The organism is Mesorhizobium norvegicum (genome assembly GCF_004919685.1).
Lineage (GTDB): Bacteria > Pseudomonadota > Alphaproteobacteria > Rhizobiales > Rhizobiaceae > Mesorhizobium > Mesorhizobium norvegicum.
The window spans coordinates 94567-111798 of record NZ_SMYZ01000088.1 but is presented as its reverse complement, the minus strand read 5'-3'; the positions used below and the strand labels follow the sequence as shown (position 1 = coordinate 111798).

Sequence of the window (17232 nt, the reverse complement as noted above, 5' to 3'; positions counted from 1 at the left end):
CGACGTCCACGTTAACCGCGCCTTCAAAATCCAATAAACCCTAAATAGGAATATCCGAGGCGTGGATGATCGTCGCGCTACATCGCCGGCGAGATATTGTGATTGACCCGGAAGAGGTTCTGCGGGTCGTATGTGCCGAACATGCGCCTCCCGCTCCCAGCGGAAGGAGCAGTAGCGCCCGTCATCGAGCCTCGCCCTTCGCCTCCAGGCGGAGCGTACCTCGCGAAGTCGTGGAGAGGAAGGCAAGTTTTCTACAGCGTGGCCGCGATTGGCGCCGTCCTACCCCGCATCGGTTTGCTTGGATGGTACCGAGTTGGCGAAGGGCGACATGCCACGCTACGCGGCCAGCTGACGTAAGTGGGCCAGAGCCCTTAAGGTCGTGGCTTTCAGCCATACTGATTAAGCGGTCAAGCGCTGTCGGCACCTGGCTGTGGGAAGCATTTCAGGCTATTTGCTGATCGGCGGCAGATCGACGCCTGAATTGGTGCAGAATTTTACAAGGTCGTCGGTTTCAGTTTGATTTTCAGGCATTGTGATAATGTCGAAGGCTGGGAGATATTTTGTCTCGCTGTCGGCGCTATCGAACTGGCCCCTATAGGCAGTCTCGCCGGAATACCCGGCAAAGCAGCTCTTTGCATTGTACCTACCGCAAACCATGATTGATCCGGTTGAAGTCGTAATGGCACCGGGTTTACCGAATGATATGTTCGTTTGGTCTTTCAGCAGGGATTTTACGGTCTGCTCGACGACTCCGATTTGATCGGCGGTCAGTTGAACCGGCTTTGCCTCTGTAGCAACAATGCCAAGTGCCAGAAAACCTATCGTCAAGACGCTGAAGTGCAACTGTTTCATTCCCAATCTAACCGTCTTTTCCCGATAGTCACAAGCCTATCTGACAACGAGAACAGCGAAGTGGCGGGGAAGAAGGCCGGTGTGATTGCATGGTCGCGTGATGCGAACCCGTCGCTTGGAGAATACCGCGAGCTGACGACGTCTTTGTGGTGGCGATGTGCCGGACATGATACCGGACTGCACGACCGGATGGTCATTGACAAGAAGCACGCGGCGAGGGGGCCATTGGGTCATCGTACGCTCACCCCGGCTCGCTGGGACGCCGCGGCCTAAGTCGCCAAGTCCACGATATCGCGCGGCCATCTTTCTGAATGAGGCGTACGATGATCCGTGACGATTCGACAGTAAGGGAGGAACAAAATGCCAATCGGAGCAGCAGTGGAGTACCTGCATAAGTTGCGCAGAGAGGCGATCCATGCGGAAGCGGGCAATGTAAAAGGGCTCACGCGTCATTTGCAGATGAACATTGGGAAGTCGCGGGATCTTTTGGAAACGACGGAGGCCACGGATGCTGCTCTGGCTCACCTTCTGGGGACGGGGAACGCGCTTATTTGGGAGCTTGCGCCTATTTCAAAACAGACCGCTGAGCTAAGGAAAGACAAGATTGCTGATTTAAGGCACGCCTTTGAAACGGCGTTAAACATCGCTGTTGAGGAGGTTAGAAAGGCGAAGCCAAAAGCCTAGGCACGCTCTGCTTCCAAAGCTCACACTGGCCGGAGTTCAAACCCCGGTCGGCCAACCAACATCGATGTCAATTGCGAACCAGGCCGTCTTCGTCTGTGCTGCTGTAATCTGGGTGGGGTGCTCATTCGGACTTCGCATGACGGCTCGTGCCGGTGGGGTATCGAGCGGGATCATTGTGCATCAAAACACTTAGATCAGAATTTCCATATATATCAAATATTTGTGTGCCAACCTTGGAGGGCAGGGGTCGTTAACTGAGGTGTGTGCCGAGTGACCACTTGTGATCTTCCACGCTTGGGAATGGTCGCATTTGCTCTCTACCCTGACGTCCCGATCAACCACGGATTCCGAATGCTCATCTTTCACATGCCCCTCGGACAAGATTGGACCACTAGCCAACAGCTTCAGCGCGGCCTCGACGAGGTGCCCGTCAGATCAGCCGGTTCGGGACGAGGTCTGCCTAGTGTTTCTTTCCCGGTTTGGAGGGCCTGGCTTGGATGTACCGACCCGCACCTCCAACGTCATGGCGGTGGTGACACCTGGGGAGCGGGCGGCAGCAGCAAGTGTCACCGCAGTCCCGCGAAGCCTCGCGGCAGCCGCCAGTCCGATCCTTGCCGGCTCACTGCTCGCTATCTCCGGTTTCGGGTGGCCGCTGCTCATCGCGGGCGCCTTGAAAATTGTCTACGACATCCTTCTGCTTGCAATGTTCCGCAAGGTTCGTCCGCCCGAAGAACGCCAAGATAGACAGTAGCAATCAACCCAGGTCAAGTGGCAACGAATTGTCCAATTTATGCCGCTCTGCAACCGGATCCATTTACGAGTTGGGCAGGCCAGGCAGCATCTGCTTCAGCACGCGATCGTGTAGGAAGACATGGTGAAAGATGGCCGCGGCGGCGTGCAGACCCGCGAGCCACATGAGGACATCGCCGAGCGTGCCATGGATCTCGGCAAGGGATGCGCCGGGGCCCCAGGCGCCAAAGAACGGACCAAGGGCGCCGAGGCCGTATACCGTGACCGGGTGGCCGCCAAACCATGCGCCGAGTATTGCCGTCGCAGGGACCGCGAACAGGAGCGCGTAGAGCGCCCAATGCGTTATCTTCGCCGCGACATCCATCCAGAGAGGCATTGGCGGCGACTCCGGAATACGGTCGAAAAAACGCCACGCCAAGCGTATGACCAGCAGCACGAAAACGGTGAAACCGAGCGATTCATGAAGCTGCAAGGTGCCAGCGTTGGACGGCGCATAGACGCGCGTTGGAGGACCGCCTTGCGAGACCAGGAAGGCGACAAGTACGAGCAGCGCGGTAAGCCAGTGAAAAGCCTGGGCGAGGCTGCCGTAGCGAATTCTTGTACCAGATAGCGACATGAAAGGGCTCCGAAACGGTATCGGAGTGTATTTTCTCCGAAGCTGGCTTTAATATGCCTGTGCAGCAATTGTTCATCCAAGCACAACGAGGTTTACGATACGGGAGCCGACGGGAGCGGTCCCAACAGGGAAGAGCGTGCTCAGCGATCGTCGATTGGCCACGTCGAGAGCGTTAAGCGGCGCGCAGGGCATTATCCAAGAAAGCTGTGACCGTCCAAGAGCGCCCCCCGGGATGCGATCCTTTTGAATGAAATGTGCGGTATCCTTGGACAGTGGGCCACCTCCTGGTCTGCCTTTGCTGGTGGGGGATCGGAGGTCCTTAGTTTGCTGCCTCCCCAGCATCTCTTGCTGCAAGCGAACCGAGCGCCGACCAGTCGAGATTGTCGCCGCCATGGGCGAGCAGGCTTAGGAAACGGTCACGCAGAAGGCTGGCGATGGGAAGCGGTACGCGCAACTCTTCAGCCGCCGAGAGCACCAGCCGGATGTCCTTCTGGCCGAGTGGTGCCGCGAAGCCTGCCGGCTCGAATTTTCGATCGACGATCAGCCCGCCATAGGTCTTATAGACAGGAGCGCCAAACAACGTCGAGGTGAGCAAATCGAGATACTGGTGTCGATCGACGCCGCCCTTGCTCACAAGCGCAATCGCCTCGCCGAGGGATTCGATAACCGAAGCGATCAGGAAATTGCCGCTGAGTTTCACGAGATTGGCGGCCTTGGGCGTCTCGGAGACAACGAAAGTCTTCTGCCCCACGGCGTCGAAGAACGGAGTTGCTGTCGTGACCGCCTCCGACTCGCCGGCGGCAACGACGAAGAGCTTTCCATCCGCCGCAGCCTCAGGCCGACCGAACACGGGAGCAGCGACGAAGCGTTGGCCGGCTGCGGCGTGATCAGCTGTGAGCCGCTCCGCCAAGGCAACACTAATCGTACTGGACGAGACATGGATCGCGCCTTTGGCCAGGCTCGCCAGCACGCGTTGGTCGCCATACACCACGCTTTCGACCGCGTGGTCGTCTGCCAGCATCGTCACGACGATCTCGCCATCGCAGGCTTCCGCAACCTCGGCGGCAGACCGGCCGCCCATCTGGACGAGCTCCTCGTCCTTGCCGGGCGTCCGGTTGTAGACGGTAACGTCATGCCCGGCCTTCAAAAGGTTGGCTGCCATTCCAACCCCCATGCGCCCGAGTCCAATGAAACCAACATTCATAAGGGTCTCCTTTGTCTGTGACCCCGCCCAGATCCAGTTCGCTCCGTCTTGGAAAAGCGCTCTGAAGCGGCTGCGGGGCGGGGGTCGATGCTGCCTCGGACTCTGGCCCGATCGCAGGGATCATCCAGCATGCGCTGACGATCCTACTCCATTTCTTCGTCGCGACGGCTGTGCTTTGAGTTCTCGGGTGCCGTTTTGCCCCCAAGACGAGCAGAGCGAACGGCCGGTACTCCCACAGGACGCCAGCGCCACGTCAGACATATTTCCGCCAGTTATGCTCCTCGCGGAATCCGAGTACCTCGCGCGCCTTGCGGTTGGACAGCGGCGCTTCGAATTCGCCCATCGGGCGGGCGACCGGCACGTCAGGGCACCAGCGCCTCAAGAAGGCCTCGGTCGGCTCATTGGCGGTGATCGTGTCGTTAACGGCGTTGAAGACCTGGAAACCGAGCCCGTCCCTGCGGACGCAAAGATCGACGATCTGACCCAAGTCGCGTGCGTCGATATAGCTCCAGGCATTGCGCTTGCGCGACAACGGATCGGCGACGAAACTCGGGAACCGGTCGTATTCATGCGGCTCGATCACATTGCCGATGCGAAGCGCGTAGATGTCTGTACCGAAGCGCATGGCGAAGGCGCGCGCCGTTTTCTCGTTCACCACCTTGGACAGGCCGTAGCTGTCCATCGGGTCGACATCGTAATCCTCCTCCAGGGGAAACTGGTGGAAGTCCTTGTCGCCTTCGGCGAAGCAGACGCCATAGGTCGTCTCACTGGACGCGATGATGATCTTGCGGATGCCGAGCTTTGTCGCCGCCTCGATGACATTGTAGGTCGAAACGACATTGGCCTGGAAGGTGACGTTGTCGGGGCGCAACAACAAGGCGGGGATAGCGGCAAAATGCACGATCGCATCCACCGGCGCGGGCCCCTTGCCGGTGGTGAGCCCGCTGCTGTCGAAATGCATCGACAGCGCGTTGAAGGCCTGCCCGCTGTCGGTGAGGTCGGTGATCAACGTCCTGACACCGGGATGGGCGAACGGTACCAGATCGAGGTTGAGCACCTCGTGGCCGCGCTCCAGCAAGTAGGGAATAGCATGCCGGCCGGCCTTGCCGGTGCCGCCGGTGAAGATGATGCGCTTACCTGGGGTATCGGATGCGGACATGCTGAGCCTCCTTTGATGTTTATCGATGCGGTTCGCGTGCCGCCAAAGTCAGCGGCCACCCTCGATCTTGCGGTGGCGTTGGCTTATGCCGCCCGTTCCATAGGGATATTCCGACATTTCCGGTTTGCTCGCCGCGTTGAGTTCGGTAATGGTTTCGTCCGTCAGCGTCAGTTTGGCCGCACCGAGATTGTCGGCCAGTTGCTCTCGTGTCCGGGCCCCGAGAATAACCGACGTGACCGCTGGCTGTGCGGCGACCCATGCCAGCGCGACCTGCGCCATGGTCGCTCCAAGCGCTTTTGCGGTATCTTCAACCGCCCGAATAACGTTCCAGGTGATCGGCCTGGCGTTGCGGGCGGCGAACGCTTCCATGCCGCGTTTGGGATTTTCGCCAAGGCGCGTGGCGCCCGCCGGCATCTGGTCGCGCTTGTATTTGCCTGAGAGCCATCCGCCGCCTAGCGGCGACCACGGCAGCAGGCCGATACCGGCGTCGAGCGCGGCCGGCACAAGCTCATGTTCGATGTCGCGGACCAGAAGGCTGTATTGTGGTTGCAGCGTCACGGGTGGCGTGTAGCCATTGGCTTTGGCCAGCCACGCCGCCTTGGTCAGGTGCCAACCCAGGAAGTTGGAGAGCCCGTAATAGGCGATCTTGCCGTTGCGGATCGAGTCATCGAGAAAGCGCAGCGTCTCCTCCAGCGGCGTCAGCGCATCCCAAGCGTGCATCTGGTAAAGATCAACCTGCTCAACGCCCAGGCGCTTGAGCGAGGCATCGAGCGCTGCCCCAAGATGCTTGCGCGACAGCCCGAGATCATTCGGTCCTGCGCCCATGGGGAAACGACCCTTGGTGGCGATCACCAGCTTCTTGGCGAGTCCTGGCTTGCTCTTGAGCCAGCGGCCGATGATCTCCTCTGATACGCCGGCGCTGTAGACGTCGGCCGTATCGATGAAATTGCCGCCGGCCTCGACATAATCATCCATAAGCGCGAACGATGTATCTTCGTCGGACTCGTGTCCAAAAGTCATGGTGCCGAGGCAATAGGCCGAGACGACGGCGCCGCTTTTGCCGAGCTTGCGATAGTCCATGTCCTTGCTCCTTCAGGGATCTCGATCGGGCCTATCGCGTTGCGGGCCCGATGCAATCGTCTTTCTTGCCATTGGTGGCTGCCCAGGTATCACTGCGAGCGCAGTGCCAATTGATGCGCCGGTGATGCGAACTGCTTTGCGGTGACGATCCGGTATTGCCAATGTTGTTTGTGCATGTCGTCATCGCACAATGCGCACCATCCGACCGTTCAGGCTGCCTTTGATTGAGTTCGCCAGAGGTCGATCCCGCCCTCGGTTGCGTACCTGTCGATTTTGTGGAGTTCTTCGGTATTGAATTCGAGATTCCCTAAAGCGCCAAGGGAATCATCGAGTTGGGCCACGTTGCGCGCGCCTACCAGCGCGCTCGTTACGCGCGAATCTCGCAAGGTCCATGCGATCGCCATCTGGGCAAGTGTCTGTCCGCGGTCGCTTGCGATCGCGTTCAATCCGCGGACACGCTCGACGTTTGCATCACTCAGCAACTTTGTGTCGAACGAGCCGCCACGCGCTGCACGCGCGCCGTCCGGGACGCCATTCAGATACTTTGATGTCAACAACCCCTGGGCCAACGGCGAAAATGCGATACAGCCGGCACCAAGCTCTTCCAGCGTATCGAGCAACCCATCCTCAATCCAGCGGTTCAGCATGGAGTAGGAGGGTTGGTGGATAAGCAGCGGAATTCCTTCCGCGCGCAGGACGCGCTCGGCTTCCCGAGTCCGATCTGGCCCATACGATGAAATCCCGACGTAGAGCGCCTTACCTTGCCGCACCATCTGCACGAGCGCGGCGATGGTTTCCTCGAGCGGAACATCCAATGTCGGGCGGTGGGAATAGAAGATATCGACATATTCGACACCCACTCGCTTCAGGCTCTGTTCGAGTGATGCAAGCAGGTGCTTGCGGGATCCACCCGCCCCATAAGGACCCGGCCACATATCCCAACCGGCTTTCGAGGAGATGATCATCTCGTCGCGGTGGCTCGAGAAGTCCTTTTTGAGGACCTGTCCGAAATTCTCTTCCGCCGACCCGTAAGGCGGGCCATAATTGTTCGCCAGGTCGAAATGAGTGACTCCCTTGTCGAAGGCACGCCGGATCACCGAGCGGCCGGTCTCGAAGACATCTTGACCACCGAAGTTCTGCCACAAGCCCAACGAAATCGGCGGGAGTTTCAGCCCCGACCGACCACAGCGGCGGTAGGCAATCGCGTCGTATCTCTGGGCATCTGCAACGTACATTCGAGCCTCGTATTTTCCATTGCATGCGCCATTCCGGTCCACCGGGCGCGCAGCATCCGACGGATTGAAATAGCATCGTCGATTAATGAATCAATGGGAGAGAGGTAATCGGATCAATGAGCTGTGCTCATTGATAACCAATTTTGATGGTCACGCATGGTCCGACCTCCGCAAAGTTCATTTCAGCGGATTGATATCGCGTATCACCTGTATGAGGGCACTGATCCCGAACGGCAGTTGCCGGCGACTCGAATAATACATGGACAATGGCGGGCCGATTGAAGACCATTGCGGCAGTGCCACTTCCAGCCGTCCTCCCGCCAGGTGTGGGCCAGCGAGCTTTTCCAGGCAATAGAACAGACCAATACCGTCGATCGCAGCATTGATGGCGAAAGCCGACTCACTTGATATGAGTGAGCCGGGAACGTCGATCTCGCGCCGATCGTCGCCCTGCTCGAATTCCCATTTGTAGATCTGCCCTCGCCCCGTGCGGATGCGGATACATTGATGGGAATGAAGGTCATCAGGCAATTCTGGCCGACCGTGACGCTCGAAGTAGGCCGGTGCACCGACGACCACCCACTTGAGTGGTGGCGTCAATGGAATGGCGATCATGTCCTCCGGTATCGTGCCACCATATCTGAGACCGGCGTCGAAGCCTTCCGCAGTCACGTCGATGAAGTGATCGTCGACCGCAATCTCCAATTCGATGTTGGGAAAGCGCTGCAGGAAGATCGGCAATGCCGGGCGCAAAAGCAAAATCGACGCATCACGCAGCACATTCAACCGCACACTCCCGGCGGTCCCTTCGTGGTGCCCGTGCAGTTCCTCCAGGCCGGAATTGATAAGATCGAGGCCGGCACTCACTTTTTCGGCAAGCGCGCTTCCTGCTACTGTTGGAGCAACACTTCGGCTTGTACGGTTTAGCAGCCTTACACCAAGTCGCTCTTCAAGCGCTTTCACCCGGTGGCTGAGTGCTGATGCGGTTACGCCGAGATTGTCCGCCGCCTTTCTAAAGCTGCGATACTGTACGATGAGCAGGAATATTGAAAGATCATACACTTCGGCGCGACTGAGCGACATTACAACTCCCACTATCGAGATCGCCACGGCCTGGGCGTTGGTGCAGAGATAAAAACTTACCGATGTGGCATTAAGCAGACGACATCGAAATCCTCACGATTGATCCACCATGCCACAGAAAAATAACCGCGCCACCGCCAGATGTGTCGAGCTCACGAGGGCGCTGAATCATGCCATGGCCGGCCGTGTTGCTCTCCGCGTTGAAAGACGAACCATTCGTCGATTTCGGTCGGATTGGGGGACGCGGAAACTCGTCGACCGCGCCTTTCTGGAGATTGGTATCGAGCGTCGCACAGTCTTCGAGGTCAGCGGCCTTGAAACGCACCTGGAACTGGTTGCCCGCGATCCCGCGATAGCCCTTGTTCCGGAAGCCATCGCCGAAGCACGGCCCGCACGTTCAGAACGCACAAACAGAACTCTGCTGTCGTAGGCTACGCAGCCGGTGACGGCCCAAGTCATTGCCCTCCAGATCACGCGCCGAGGGCCTTTCTGGAACTCTTGGCGAACACAAGGAGACCTGACAGCAGTTTTCAACCAATAGAGGCCCCATGGCTTCAAAAAACTGCCGATATGGCACATCCCGCTGCCAGGGGAGAACTCGCTCCCGCTCATGTCCAATCCTCGACCCGCTGTGGTACTGACGCTGAATTGAATAGCGAAGCATATCCCTGCTTCGGTCCACCGTTTCTCAGCGGAATGGATCAGAGATGCCGCAATGCGCGCATCTGCATCGTCTGCAGGGAGGTACCATGCGCTTTAAAGGCAAAGACGTTCTCGTGACCGGCGGGAATTCAGGGATAGGCCGTGGGATCGTCCACTATTTCCTGAAAGAGGGAGCCAGGGTGGCGTTCGCAGGCCGCGATCTCGAAAAGGGCCGCGCCGTTGAAGCGGAAGCAAAGGCGATCGAAGGTGAAGCCCGCTTTTTCCAGTGCGATCTGTCGGAGGAACATCAAGTCGAGGACCTGATCGGCCAGACCGGCCAATGGGGGCGGCTGGCAGTTGTTGTCAACAATGCCGGCGCCGGTTCGCGCCGGAGCGGGATTGAACTCGGCGATCGCCCCGGAGCAAGATGGGACAAGATGCGCGGCGCCAACCTGGATTCCACCTACTTTGTATCCTCTTACGCCTTGCCGCTGCTGCGGGATTTCGGCGGAGGTGCGATTGTCAACATATCGTCCACGGCCACGTTGCACGGCAACTGGGGCCTGTACTGCGTCGCCAAGGCGGCCGTCGAAGCGCTCACGCGATCGCTGGCAATCGAGGGGGTTCCACATCGGATCAGGGCGAACTGCGTCAGCCCGGGCTGGATTGCCACCGAAACCGATGTAGCGGCGCCAGCGTCTGGTGCCGGCGACTGGACGGTGCCGCCAAGCGCGTTCGGCCGGATGGGCACGCCGGCAGAAATTGCTGCGGCCGTCGCGTTCCTGGCGAGCGATGAGGCTTCGTTTATCACGGGACAAACCTTGGTCGCCGACGGAGGCCTATCGATCCTGGATTACACCTCGCTGTCGCTTCTCGAGCAGCGCGGCTCAGTGCTGTTCTCCGGCATGGTGGGCGACACTCCGTGAAGCAGGTCTCGAACCGACCCGAAGATCGCACATCTAAAGCCTTCACGCGCCTGACAAACGGCTTTTCCAAGAAGGTTGAGGCTCACGCCAACGCGGTCGCGTTGCACTTCATGCACTATTTTGCCCGCATCCATGCGACGTTGCGCATGACTCCGGCGATGGGTGCTGGCGTGACCGGCAAGCTTTGGGAGATTGGCGATATCGTGGCGCTTATCGAAGCGAAGGAAGCCGAGAGGCCGATGACTCGCGGCGACTGCTGGCTAGCTTCCGCAATCCCCCCGGAGATGAGAGTTAGACTTTCACGAAGAGACTTCTCGTGAAGCAGGCCGAAAAACTCTGGACGCAGACCGTCCCCGCGCCTTGCAGCTATCTCATGGAATCCTAACAATCCAAACATCGGTCATTCTCCCATTGGCATATGAGGGATTCTGATCGTTGGTCGATAGGGCCGCCACCCGTTTCCTGCTCGGCTCTGCAGAGGTAGCTAACGCCCGCATCGGCGCATCCCTGCGAACCGAAGATGGCCGGCGCCGGTAGTTGGGAGCGCTGTTGCCTGAGAGGCGCCGGCCAGGCGGGGATTGGGGTTCCCGCCGAGAGCAGAATATCTGAGTCGCGACGTTCGAGCAGTCGGTCCCCTAAGCAAAGGTGAGTGCGAGCTGATTGGGTCGCATTCCTCTTGAAACGCGGAAAATCGAATCTAGATATTTTGTCGCCGATCGCCCGTTGCGGGATCGGCAAGTCCAAGGGGTGCCGGCTCTTTGGCGCCTCTTGGTATCCTTGTTGCTCAATGGAGAAAGAGGAGACAATATCATGAGCGTACGTGATCTCATTCCGTGGGGCCGCAGCAGCAATCGGGTCCCGACAGTATTCCGGGATACCGAACAGAACCCGTTTGTCGCTCTGCATCGTCAGGTGAACCGGCTGTTCGACGATGTTTTCCACGAATTTGAGGCGCCGACGCCCTTCGGTCGCCTGTCCTGGTCGGCGAACTGGCCGAACGTGGAGATTTCCGAGACTGACAATGAACTCCGCGTCATCGCCGAGGTGCCGGGGCTGGAGGAGAAGGACATCGAAGTTCTGCTCGACGAGGGCGTACTGACGCTGCGCGGCGAGAAGAAATCAGAGACCGAGGACAAGGAGCGCCAGTTCTCGGAGCGCTTCTACGGCCGCTTCGAGCGCCGTATTCCCCTTGGCTATGAAATCGAGGAGGATAAGGTGAACGCCGCCTTCAAGAACGGCGTGCTCACCGTGACGCTGCCGAAGAGCGCGAAAGCGCAGGCCAAGGCCAAGCGCATCGCCATCAACGGCAAAAGCTGAGAGACACAAGGAAAACTTCAGGTTGCCGGGCACGGCCGCGGCGGCGCGCCCGGCGCCATCCTTCGCCAAACGGGAGGGTGAGCCATGGAGACCATCGCCAGCGACAACAACCTGTCGGCAGCGGCAAACGGTAATCGCCGGCCTGCATTGACCTTTGGCCAATCCATTTTTCCGCCGGACGCCGTGGCGCGTATTTTTCGGCCGAGCCGGTCGGTCATGACCTCCGGACGGGCTCGGACAAAAGGCTGGCGTCTCGCCTTTGAGCGGAGCACGCCGCCCTTTATCGAACCGCTGATGGGCTGGACCGGAGGCGACGACACACTGACCCAGGTCGAGCTGAATTTCCCAACGCTTGAGGCAGCGATCACCTATGCCGAACGGCAAGGACTCGCTTATGTCGTCGACAGCCTGTCCGAGAAACAAGAACGCGCCGAACCGCGGAGCGCCAGCGATCAGGCCTTCCAGGATGTTCTGTCCGCCTATCTTTCTCTGGCCTGGCTCCAGACGCAGTATGGGCGCGGCGGACCGTCGGCACTGATCGATCTCGAACGCGCGCTCGTCGATCCGGCTTCCGTTTTCCAGTCGCCCGCAGACGTCGTCGCTGATCCGGCCCTGACACTCCAGAACAAGTGCGATATCTTGAAGCGCTGGGCCTGGGATGAATATCTCTGGGATCTGGGGACCGCGGAGGGGATGCCGGAGGGCGAACGGCCTTCACGCCTCCACGAAGTGGAATTGGCGCTCCTCGCACTCGAGGAAAAATCAGGCGAGAACCTCGTCGTCACGACAGCGGCTGACGCCGCCGGCACGCGACACGCTGCTTGACACTAATTCCAAAGAAAATTTAGATCGAAACGTGCTCGATCATGATTCAAAATGCCCGTGGGGTATCCAGCGGGATCGTTGTGGATCAAAACACTATGACCAGAACAATAATATCTATCAAATACTTGTAGTCATCGTTTGGAGGGCTGGTGCCGTTAACTGGGGCATGTATCAAGTGACCACTTGGGATCTTCCACGCTCGGGCATGATCGCATTTGCTCGGTACTCTGAGGTCCCGATCAATCACGGATTCCGAACGCTCTTCTTTCCAGCCAGCGCCCCTCGGAACTGCTGAACGGCTTCTCCATCACTCTGGCGGAGAAGCCAGTTCCAACGGAGGTGTGGATGTGGACTGGGAGAGCACGGGGATCGATTTGTCCCGCCGATCCAGCTCAGTAGTTTTTACGTTCGATTTGCCGATAGACTGACATTGAGCTGTGCCTCGGCAAAGAGATATGGGTGAGCAATTGCTGCGCCGGTCGAGAGCGAAGTCACAACCCAAGCCAACGCTGTCAGCCGGGTCATCAGCTTTATTTTGTCCCTTTGCTCTTAATTTCACTAAACGCCGTCCGCCGCGGTACCCCGTATTCGTGCCAGTAGAATGTTTGCGTCCATCCAGCCATTCATGGGGGGAACATTCTGCACGTGGGTGAGACTAACAGCCGTGGCACCAGCATGACAGAGATCTTCAAGGCCGGTTTCGGCAGCTTGATCCGCTCCGGCCCCGCCGCCGACCCCCGCGACGAGCACCTCCGCTCGAACCTGCCGGAATCGATCAAGGCCAGGCTGCTGGATCTGTCGAGGGATGGTGTGGCCATCAGCGATCTGCGCGAAAAGAGCATGGCGCTCGTCTACGTCAATCGCGCTTTCCAGGACATAACCGGCTATTCAAGTGGCGAACTGCTAGGGAGGAACTGCCGCTTCCTCCAAGGCAATGACCGCCTCCAACCCGAAATCCAGTCTGTCCGTGACGCAGTCGCTCGCCGTTCGGACGTTGCCGTCACGTTGAAGAATTACCGCAAGGACGGCAGCTGCTTCTGGAACGAGCTGCATCTCGCAACGTTCAGCATCACAGGAGGCGAACCAACGCACTATGCCGGACTGATCCGCAACGTGACGGCGGGCAAGGCCGCTGCCGATCAGATTGCCCAGAGCACCCGCGCCGATCTGCTAACCGGTGTGCTCAACAGATATGCCTTTGTCGAGGACGTCGGCATTCTCCAGCGTGCCGGGCAAGGTCCGATCCTTCTTGCCAAGATCGACATGGCACGTTTCCACGACATCAACGAAGGTTACGGATACGACGTTGGCGATCAGGTGCTGATGCAGATTGCCCGACGCCTCACAAGTACCGGCGCCGCACTGGTCTGCCGCACAGGATCGAACGATTTCGCGCTCGCCCAGCCGCTTAGGCATGCCGACGAGGCCCGGGCGACAATTGACATGATGCGGCAGTCCCTGGCGCCCCGGTATCTCGTTGCCGGCGCCACGATCAGCATACGTTTCGCAATGGGCTATGTTGTCGGCAACCGCACGGCGGACGCGATGACGCTGGTTCGCCATGCCGGCGCCGCCTTGCATCGCTCGAAGTCGTCTGCCTTCCTCGATGTCTGCGCGTTCAGTTCCGAGGATGATCGGCGCGCCCGCAACCGCCTGCGCATGACCAGCGAAATGCAGCAGGCCCTCGAACATGACGAGTTTCACTTTCACTACCAGCCGCAGGCGGATCTAGCCACGGGAGCGATTGTCGGCGCCGAGGCCCTATTGCGCTGGCATCATGGTCTGTTCGGGACCCAGTCGCCGGACAAATTCATCGGCCACGCCGAGGAAACGGGCCTCATACTCGACATCGGCGCTCGTGGCTTTCGAGCGGTGGCGGACTATGCCGCGCGCATGAACAAGGACCGGAAAACGCCGATAACCTTCTCGTTCAATATCTCGCCTATCGAATTCAAGCTTCGCGACATGCCGAAATTCGTCTCCGACGTGCTCTCAGCAAGCGGCGCCGATCCGGCGTGGATCAAACTTGAGCTCACCGAGAGTTTGATGGTCGACAGTTCCGCGGAAATGCTGTCGATCATGAAGCATTTGCGCGACTTGGGCATAGGCCTGTCCATAGACGATTTTGGCACCGGTTATGCCAACTTGCGCTACCTCGAAGACTTCCCCATCACAGAAATCAAGATCGATCGCGGTTTTGTAAAAGGGCTTGCGCAAAGCCGGTCGAAGCGGGTCATCGTTGAATCGATCATCAGGATTTCAAGAGAACTCGGATTTCATGTGGTCGCCGAAGGCATCGAGACAGAGGAGGAACGCGCGCTCCTGGTGAAAATGAAATGTGATTTCGGGCAAGGGTATCTGTTCGGCCGGCCGGTCAATGCTGCAGGGTTTGAATTGCTATTTTGAAGCTCGGGCGACCGCGATGAAGGGTTGTGCGCTTGCGAGAAAGGTTTAATCGGTATCAATATAGTTGGACTGATTGCTGACATAATTGAAGTTGGCTTTTGTTCAGCGCTAGCGCTCCGTGATCGTGTTTTTTCTTTCGCATGAGTCCAACCTATACTGCCGTTAAAATAAAATAGTTTCCGAAAGAAAAGGCTGGCGATGAAATCTATTACTTTGTAAGGCTGATTGGACTGGACTCTGGAATTCGTTGACGTCAATTTCATCTACCCATCGGACGAAGATTGCAGCTTACTAGGCGTTGACTATATCCGTGTGCCGCTAAATCCGTATGCCGGACGGTCAGCATGGGTGCGATTTAGGCGAGACGGGGCGGGATTTCATGGTGTCAACTCGATCTGGCCTGACAAAGCGGACTGCTTCAAATTTGGATGGCGGAAGCCCCGGAAAGAAATCAGAACCTGTCTAGCCTCAATTCTTTACTGCCTACTCGCCAAGAACGATGCGCATGAGGTCCACAGTACTTCTCGCGCCGGTTTTTTTGAGGAGATTGGCCCTGTGGAACTCGACGGTTCGCGGGGCAATTCGCAAGGTGCGGGCAATCTCCTTGCTTGAATAACCCCTGACGATCTGGGCGAGCACAACACGCTCGCGTGCTGTGAAAACGGCTTGGCCGGTCTCTGAGAGAACATCCAGTGCGCCATTCAGCTTCCTGATTTCTTGCTTGGCGTGCTTGAGCTCCGGTGTCTCCAGAAACTCCCATTCGCCCTTTCTCCGGGTGATGGTGAATTGGTGGGCGCGCGCAACATCGAGCAGGTCCACGGCCCTGCTTTTCGACAGGGAATAAGTGCACAGCACGACCATCTTCTGGCCCGCCAGTGACCGGTCGAGTTCATGCTCGTACTGGCAAAACTCTTTCCAATGGCTGGTCGCTATCCAAAATGCGTTGCCGCTTACCCTCATCCCGGCATAGCCCTTTACCAACGCCGCCCTGAGCTTCTCATTCCAGCCGCCGGTGATGCGCTGCAGGTCGAACTCTCCACCTTGAAGGTACCAGTCAGTGCCGGGGATCAGCTCCATCTGCCCGGCCGCCAGGCGTGCGTCGATGTCGGGAATGGACTGCCGTAGCGTATCCTTCGCTGTCTCTGCTTCGATCGGATCGGAGACCGCCCAGATGCAGAATTCGTTGTCCTCCAGGCCAGCCGCGAAATAGGAGGCGTTCGTGTCGAGCAGATCCTGTTCCGCCTCGTAGAAGGCGCAGATATGTGTTCCCCAGGACATCTCGCCCATGACGCGGATGCCCGACCTGCGGGGCGCAGAGGCCGGCTCAGCGCCCACAGCGATGCCGCTGCGCGGGGATGAGCCCGCTGCTGTCGAAGCGCATCGATAGCATGTTAAAGGCCTGCCCGCTGTCGGTGATCAACGTCCTGACACCGGCGTGGGCGAACTGTACCAGATCGAGGTTGAGCCCATCGTGGCCGCGCTTCAGCAAGCAGGGAGTAGCGTACGGGTCGGCCTTGCCGGTGCCGCCGGCGGCCCGATGTCCATAGTGATGGAGACCAGCAATGCGCGTTTGAAGCGATTTGTGGGTATCCAAACGTTCGACAAACTCAACCTCGTTGAGCCAGTGAAAAGCTTGCGCCATCGCGCCGTTGTGCACGGCGGGTATCAAGCTTTGCCCCCGCTGATCTCGCGCGACATCTGAGCATTTCCCGCTGTCAGGCCGCCGTCAACGACGAGACTTGCCCCGTTGACGAAAGATGCCTCGCTACTCGCCAGGAAGATGATGGCCGACGCGATTTCCTCGGGTTCCGCGATCCGGCCAAGCGGATACCACTTCCGCAGTGTGTCGAGAACTTCGGGTTGCTCCTTGATGCGCCAATCCCAGGTGCCTGCCGTGCGGATCGTGGCAGGCAGAACCGCATTCGAACGAATGCCGCGTGGACCATAGTCCACAGCCAATTGGCGTGTGAATTGCAGCAATCCTGCCTTGGCCGCGCTGTAAGCCGGATTGCCAACGTTGAATAGGGCGTTGACCGAGGCGACGTTGACGATCGCGCCGGACCCTCTTTCGACCATACCGGGCAGGACCGTGCGCGCGACGATGTAGGAGGCGGTGAGATTGAGGTCAAGTTCTGCTCGCCACCGTTCGACGTCGAGATCATTGAATGTTTCGTATCGGGTCCTGCCAACATTGTTGACCAGGATGTCAACGGAGCCCAGATTTGCGACCGTGCCGGCGACGGCAGCCTGGACCTGCGCTTCATCCATCACGTCTACCGCAAATGTCAGGCAACTCTTGAAGGCCGCAGCAGCGCGAAGCAGCGCAGCTTCGTCTTTGTCGACGATCGCCACTCGTGCTCCTTCGGAGAGCAGACGATCGACAACTGCATATCCGACACCAGCGGCTCCACCCGTCACAAAAGCTACTTTTCCCGTCAAGCCTCGCATATTGC

At 58.7% G+C, this 17232-nt stretch carries 16 protein-coding genes and 2 pseudogenes; 8 read left to right on the top strand and 10 right to left on the bottom strand.

All coding sequences use genetic code 11. The features are described 5' to 3' along the window. Window positions 1-447: 447 nt before the first annotated feature. Complete coding sequence (locus FCU66_RS33265) at window positions 448-852, bottom strand: hypothetical protein (RefSeq protein ID WP_136618681.1); 405 nt, start codon at window positions 850-852, stop codon at window positions 448-450. A gap of 360 nt (window positions 853-1212) precedes the next feature. Between FCU66_RS33265 and FCU66_RS33260 the strand changes: the two genes are divergently transcribed. Continuing rightward, window positions 1213-1536: a hypothetical protein gene (locus FCU66_RS33260; protein ID WP_136618680.1), complete on the top strand. Its 324-nt coding sequence runs from the start codon at window positions 1213-1215 to the stop codon at window positions 1534-1536. Window positions 1537-2029: 493 nt separating this feature from the next. Next, a pseudogene (locus FCU66_RS33255) lies at window positions 2030-2287 on the top strand (MFS transporter); the annotation flags it as partial. Window positions 2288-2350: 63 nt separating this feature from the next. Here the strand turns inward: FCU66_RS33255 and FCU66_RS33250 are convergent. From FCU66_RS33250 to FCU66_RS33225, 6 genes are all read right to left on the bottom strand, one after another. After that, window positions 2351-2902, bottom strand: a complete 552-nt coding sequence (locus FCU66_RS33250; RefSeq protein WP_136618679.1) for a cytochrome b — start codon at window positions 2900-2902, stop codon at window positions 2351-2353. Between the two features lie 319 nt (window positions 2903-3221). Continuing rightward, complete coding sequence (locus FCU66_RS33245) at window positions 3222-4106, bottom strand: NAD(P)-dependent oxidoreductase (RefSeq protein ID WP_136618678.1); 885 nt, start codon at window positions 4104-4106, stop codon at window positions 3222-3224. Window positions 4107-4359: 253 nt separating this feature from the next. Beyond that, window positions 4360-5265, bottom strand: a complete 906-nt coding sequence (locus FCU66_RS33240; RefSeq protein ID WP_136618677.1) for an NAD-dependent epimerase/dehydratase family protein — start codon at window positions 5263-5265, stop codon at window positions 4360-4362. Between the two features lie 48 nt (window positions 5266-5313). After that, entirely contained in the window at window positions 5314-6345 is a 1032-nt protein-coding gene (locus FCU66_RS33235) for an aldo/keto reductase (protein WP_136618676.1), read from the bottom strand. A 209-nt stretch (window positions 6346-6554) separates the two neighbouring features. Beyond that, on the bottom strand, window positions 6555-7580 hold the full coding sequence (gene mgrA, locus FCU66_RS33230) for an L-glyceraldehyde 3-phosphate reductase (RefSeq protein ID WP_136618675.1): 1026 nt from the start codon (window positions 7578-7580) through the stop codon (window positions 6555-6557). A 177-nt stretch (window positions 7581-7757) separates the two neighbouring features. Continuing rightward, complete coding sequence (locus tag FCU66_RS33225) at window positions 7758-8663, bottom strand: LysR family transcriptional regulator (protein WP_136618674.1); 906 nt, start codon at window positions 8661-8663, stop codon at window positions 7758-7760. A 109-nt stretch (window positions 8664-8772) separates the two neighbouring features. Between FCU66_RS33225 and FCU66_RS33220 the strand changes: the two genes are divergently transcribed. The 6 genes and pseudogenes from FCU66_RS33220 (at window position 8773) to FCU66_RS33195 (ending at window position 14779) form a co-directional block, all read left to right on the top strand. Then, window positions 8773-9093, top strand: coding sequence for a LysR substrate-binding domain-containing protein (locus FCU66_RS33220; protein ID WP_136618673.1), 321 nt, complete (start codon window positions 8773-8775; stop codon window positions 9091-9093). A gap of 319 nt (window positions 9094-9412) precedes the next feature. After that, window positions 9413-10231, top strand: coding sequence for an SDR family NAD(P)-dependent oxidoreductase (locus tag FCU66_RS33215; protein WP_136618672.1), 819 nt, complete (start codon window positions 9413-9415; stop codon window positions 10229-10231). 35 nt (window positions 10232-10266) lie between these two features. Then, window positions 10267-10551, top strand: a pseudogene (locus FCU66_RS33210) (hypothetical protein); the annotation flags it as partial. Between the two features lie 490 nt (window positions 10552-11041). Continuing rightward, the gene (locus FCU66_RS33205) at window positions 11042-11548 is read left to right on the top strand and encodes an Hsp20/alpha crystallin family protein (protein WP_136618670.1); all 507 of its coding nucleotides are present in this window, start codon (window positions 11042-11044) and stop codon (window positions 11546-11548) included. 84 nt (window positions 11549-11632) lie between these two features. Further along, entirely contained in the window at window positions 11633-12373 is a 741-nt protein-coding gene (locus FCU66_RS33200; RefSeq protein WP_136618669.1) for an ETC complex I subunit, read from the top strand. Window positions 12374-13048: 675 nt separating this feature from the next. Next, a complete protein-coding gene (locus tag FCU66_RS33195; protein ID WP_136618668.1) occupies window positions 13049-14779 on the top strand; it encodes an EAL domain-containing protein in 1731 nt (576 codons plus the stop codon). A gap of 483 nt (window positions 14780-15262) precedes the next feature. On the opposite strand, the gene FCU66_RS42355 is transcribed toward FCU66_RS33195, so the two are convergent. From FCU66_RS42355 to FCU66_RS33180, 3 genes are read right to left on the bottom strand one after another with little or no spacing between them, the layout of a single operon-like run. Next, window positions 15263-16066: an MEDS domain-containing protein gene (locus FCU66_RS42355; protein ID WP_136618667.1), complete on the bottom strand. Its 804-nt coding sequence runs from the start codon at window positions 16064-16066 to the stop codon at window positions 15263-15265. A 37-nt stretch (window positions 16067-16103) separates the two neighbouring features. Further along, a complete protein-coding gene (locus FCU66_RS33185) occupies window positions 16104-16448 on the bottom strand; it encodes a hypothetical protein (RefSeq protein WP_136618666.1) in 345 nt (114 codons plus the stop codon). Further along, window positions 16445-17227, bottom strand: a complete 783-nt coding sequence (locus FCU66_RS33180) for an SDR family NAD(P)-dependent oxidoreductase (protein WP_136618665.1) — start codon at window positions 17225-17227, stop codon at window positions 16445-16447. The genes FCU66_RS33185 and FCU66_RS33180 overlap by 4 nt, the downstream gene beginning before the upstream one ends. Window positions 17228-17232: the final 5 nt, after the last annotated feature.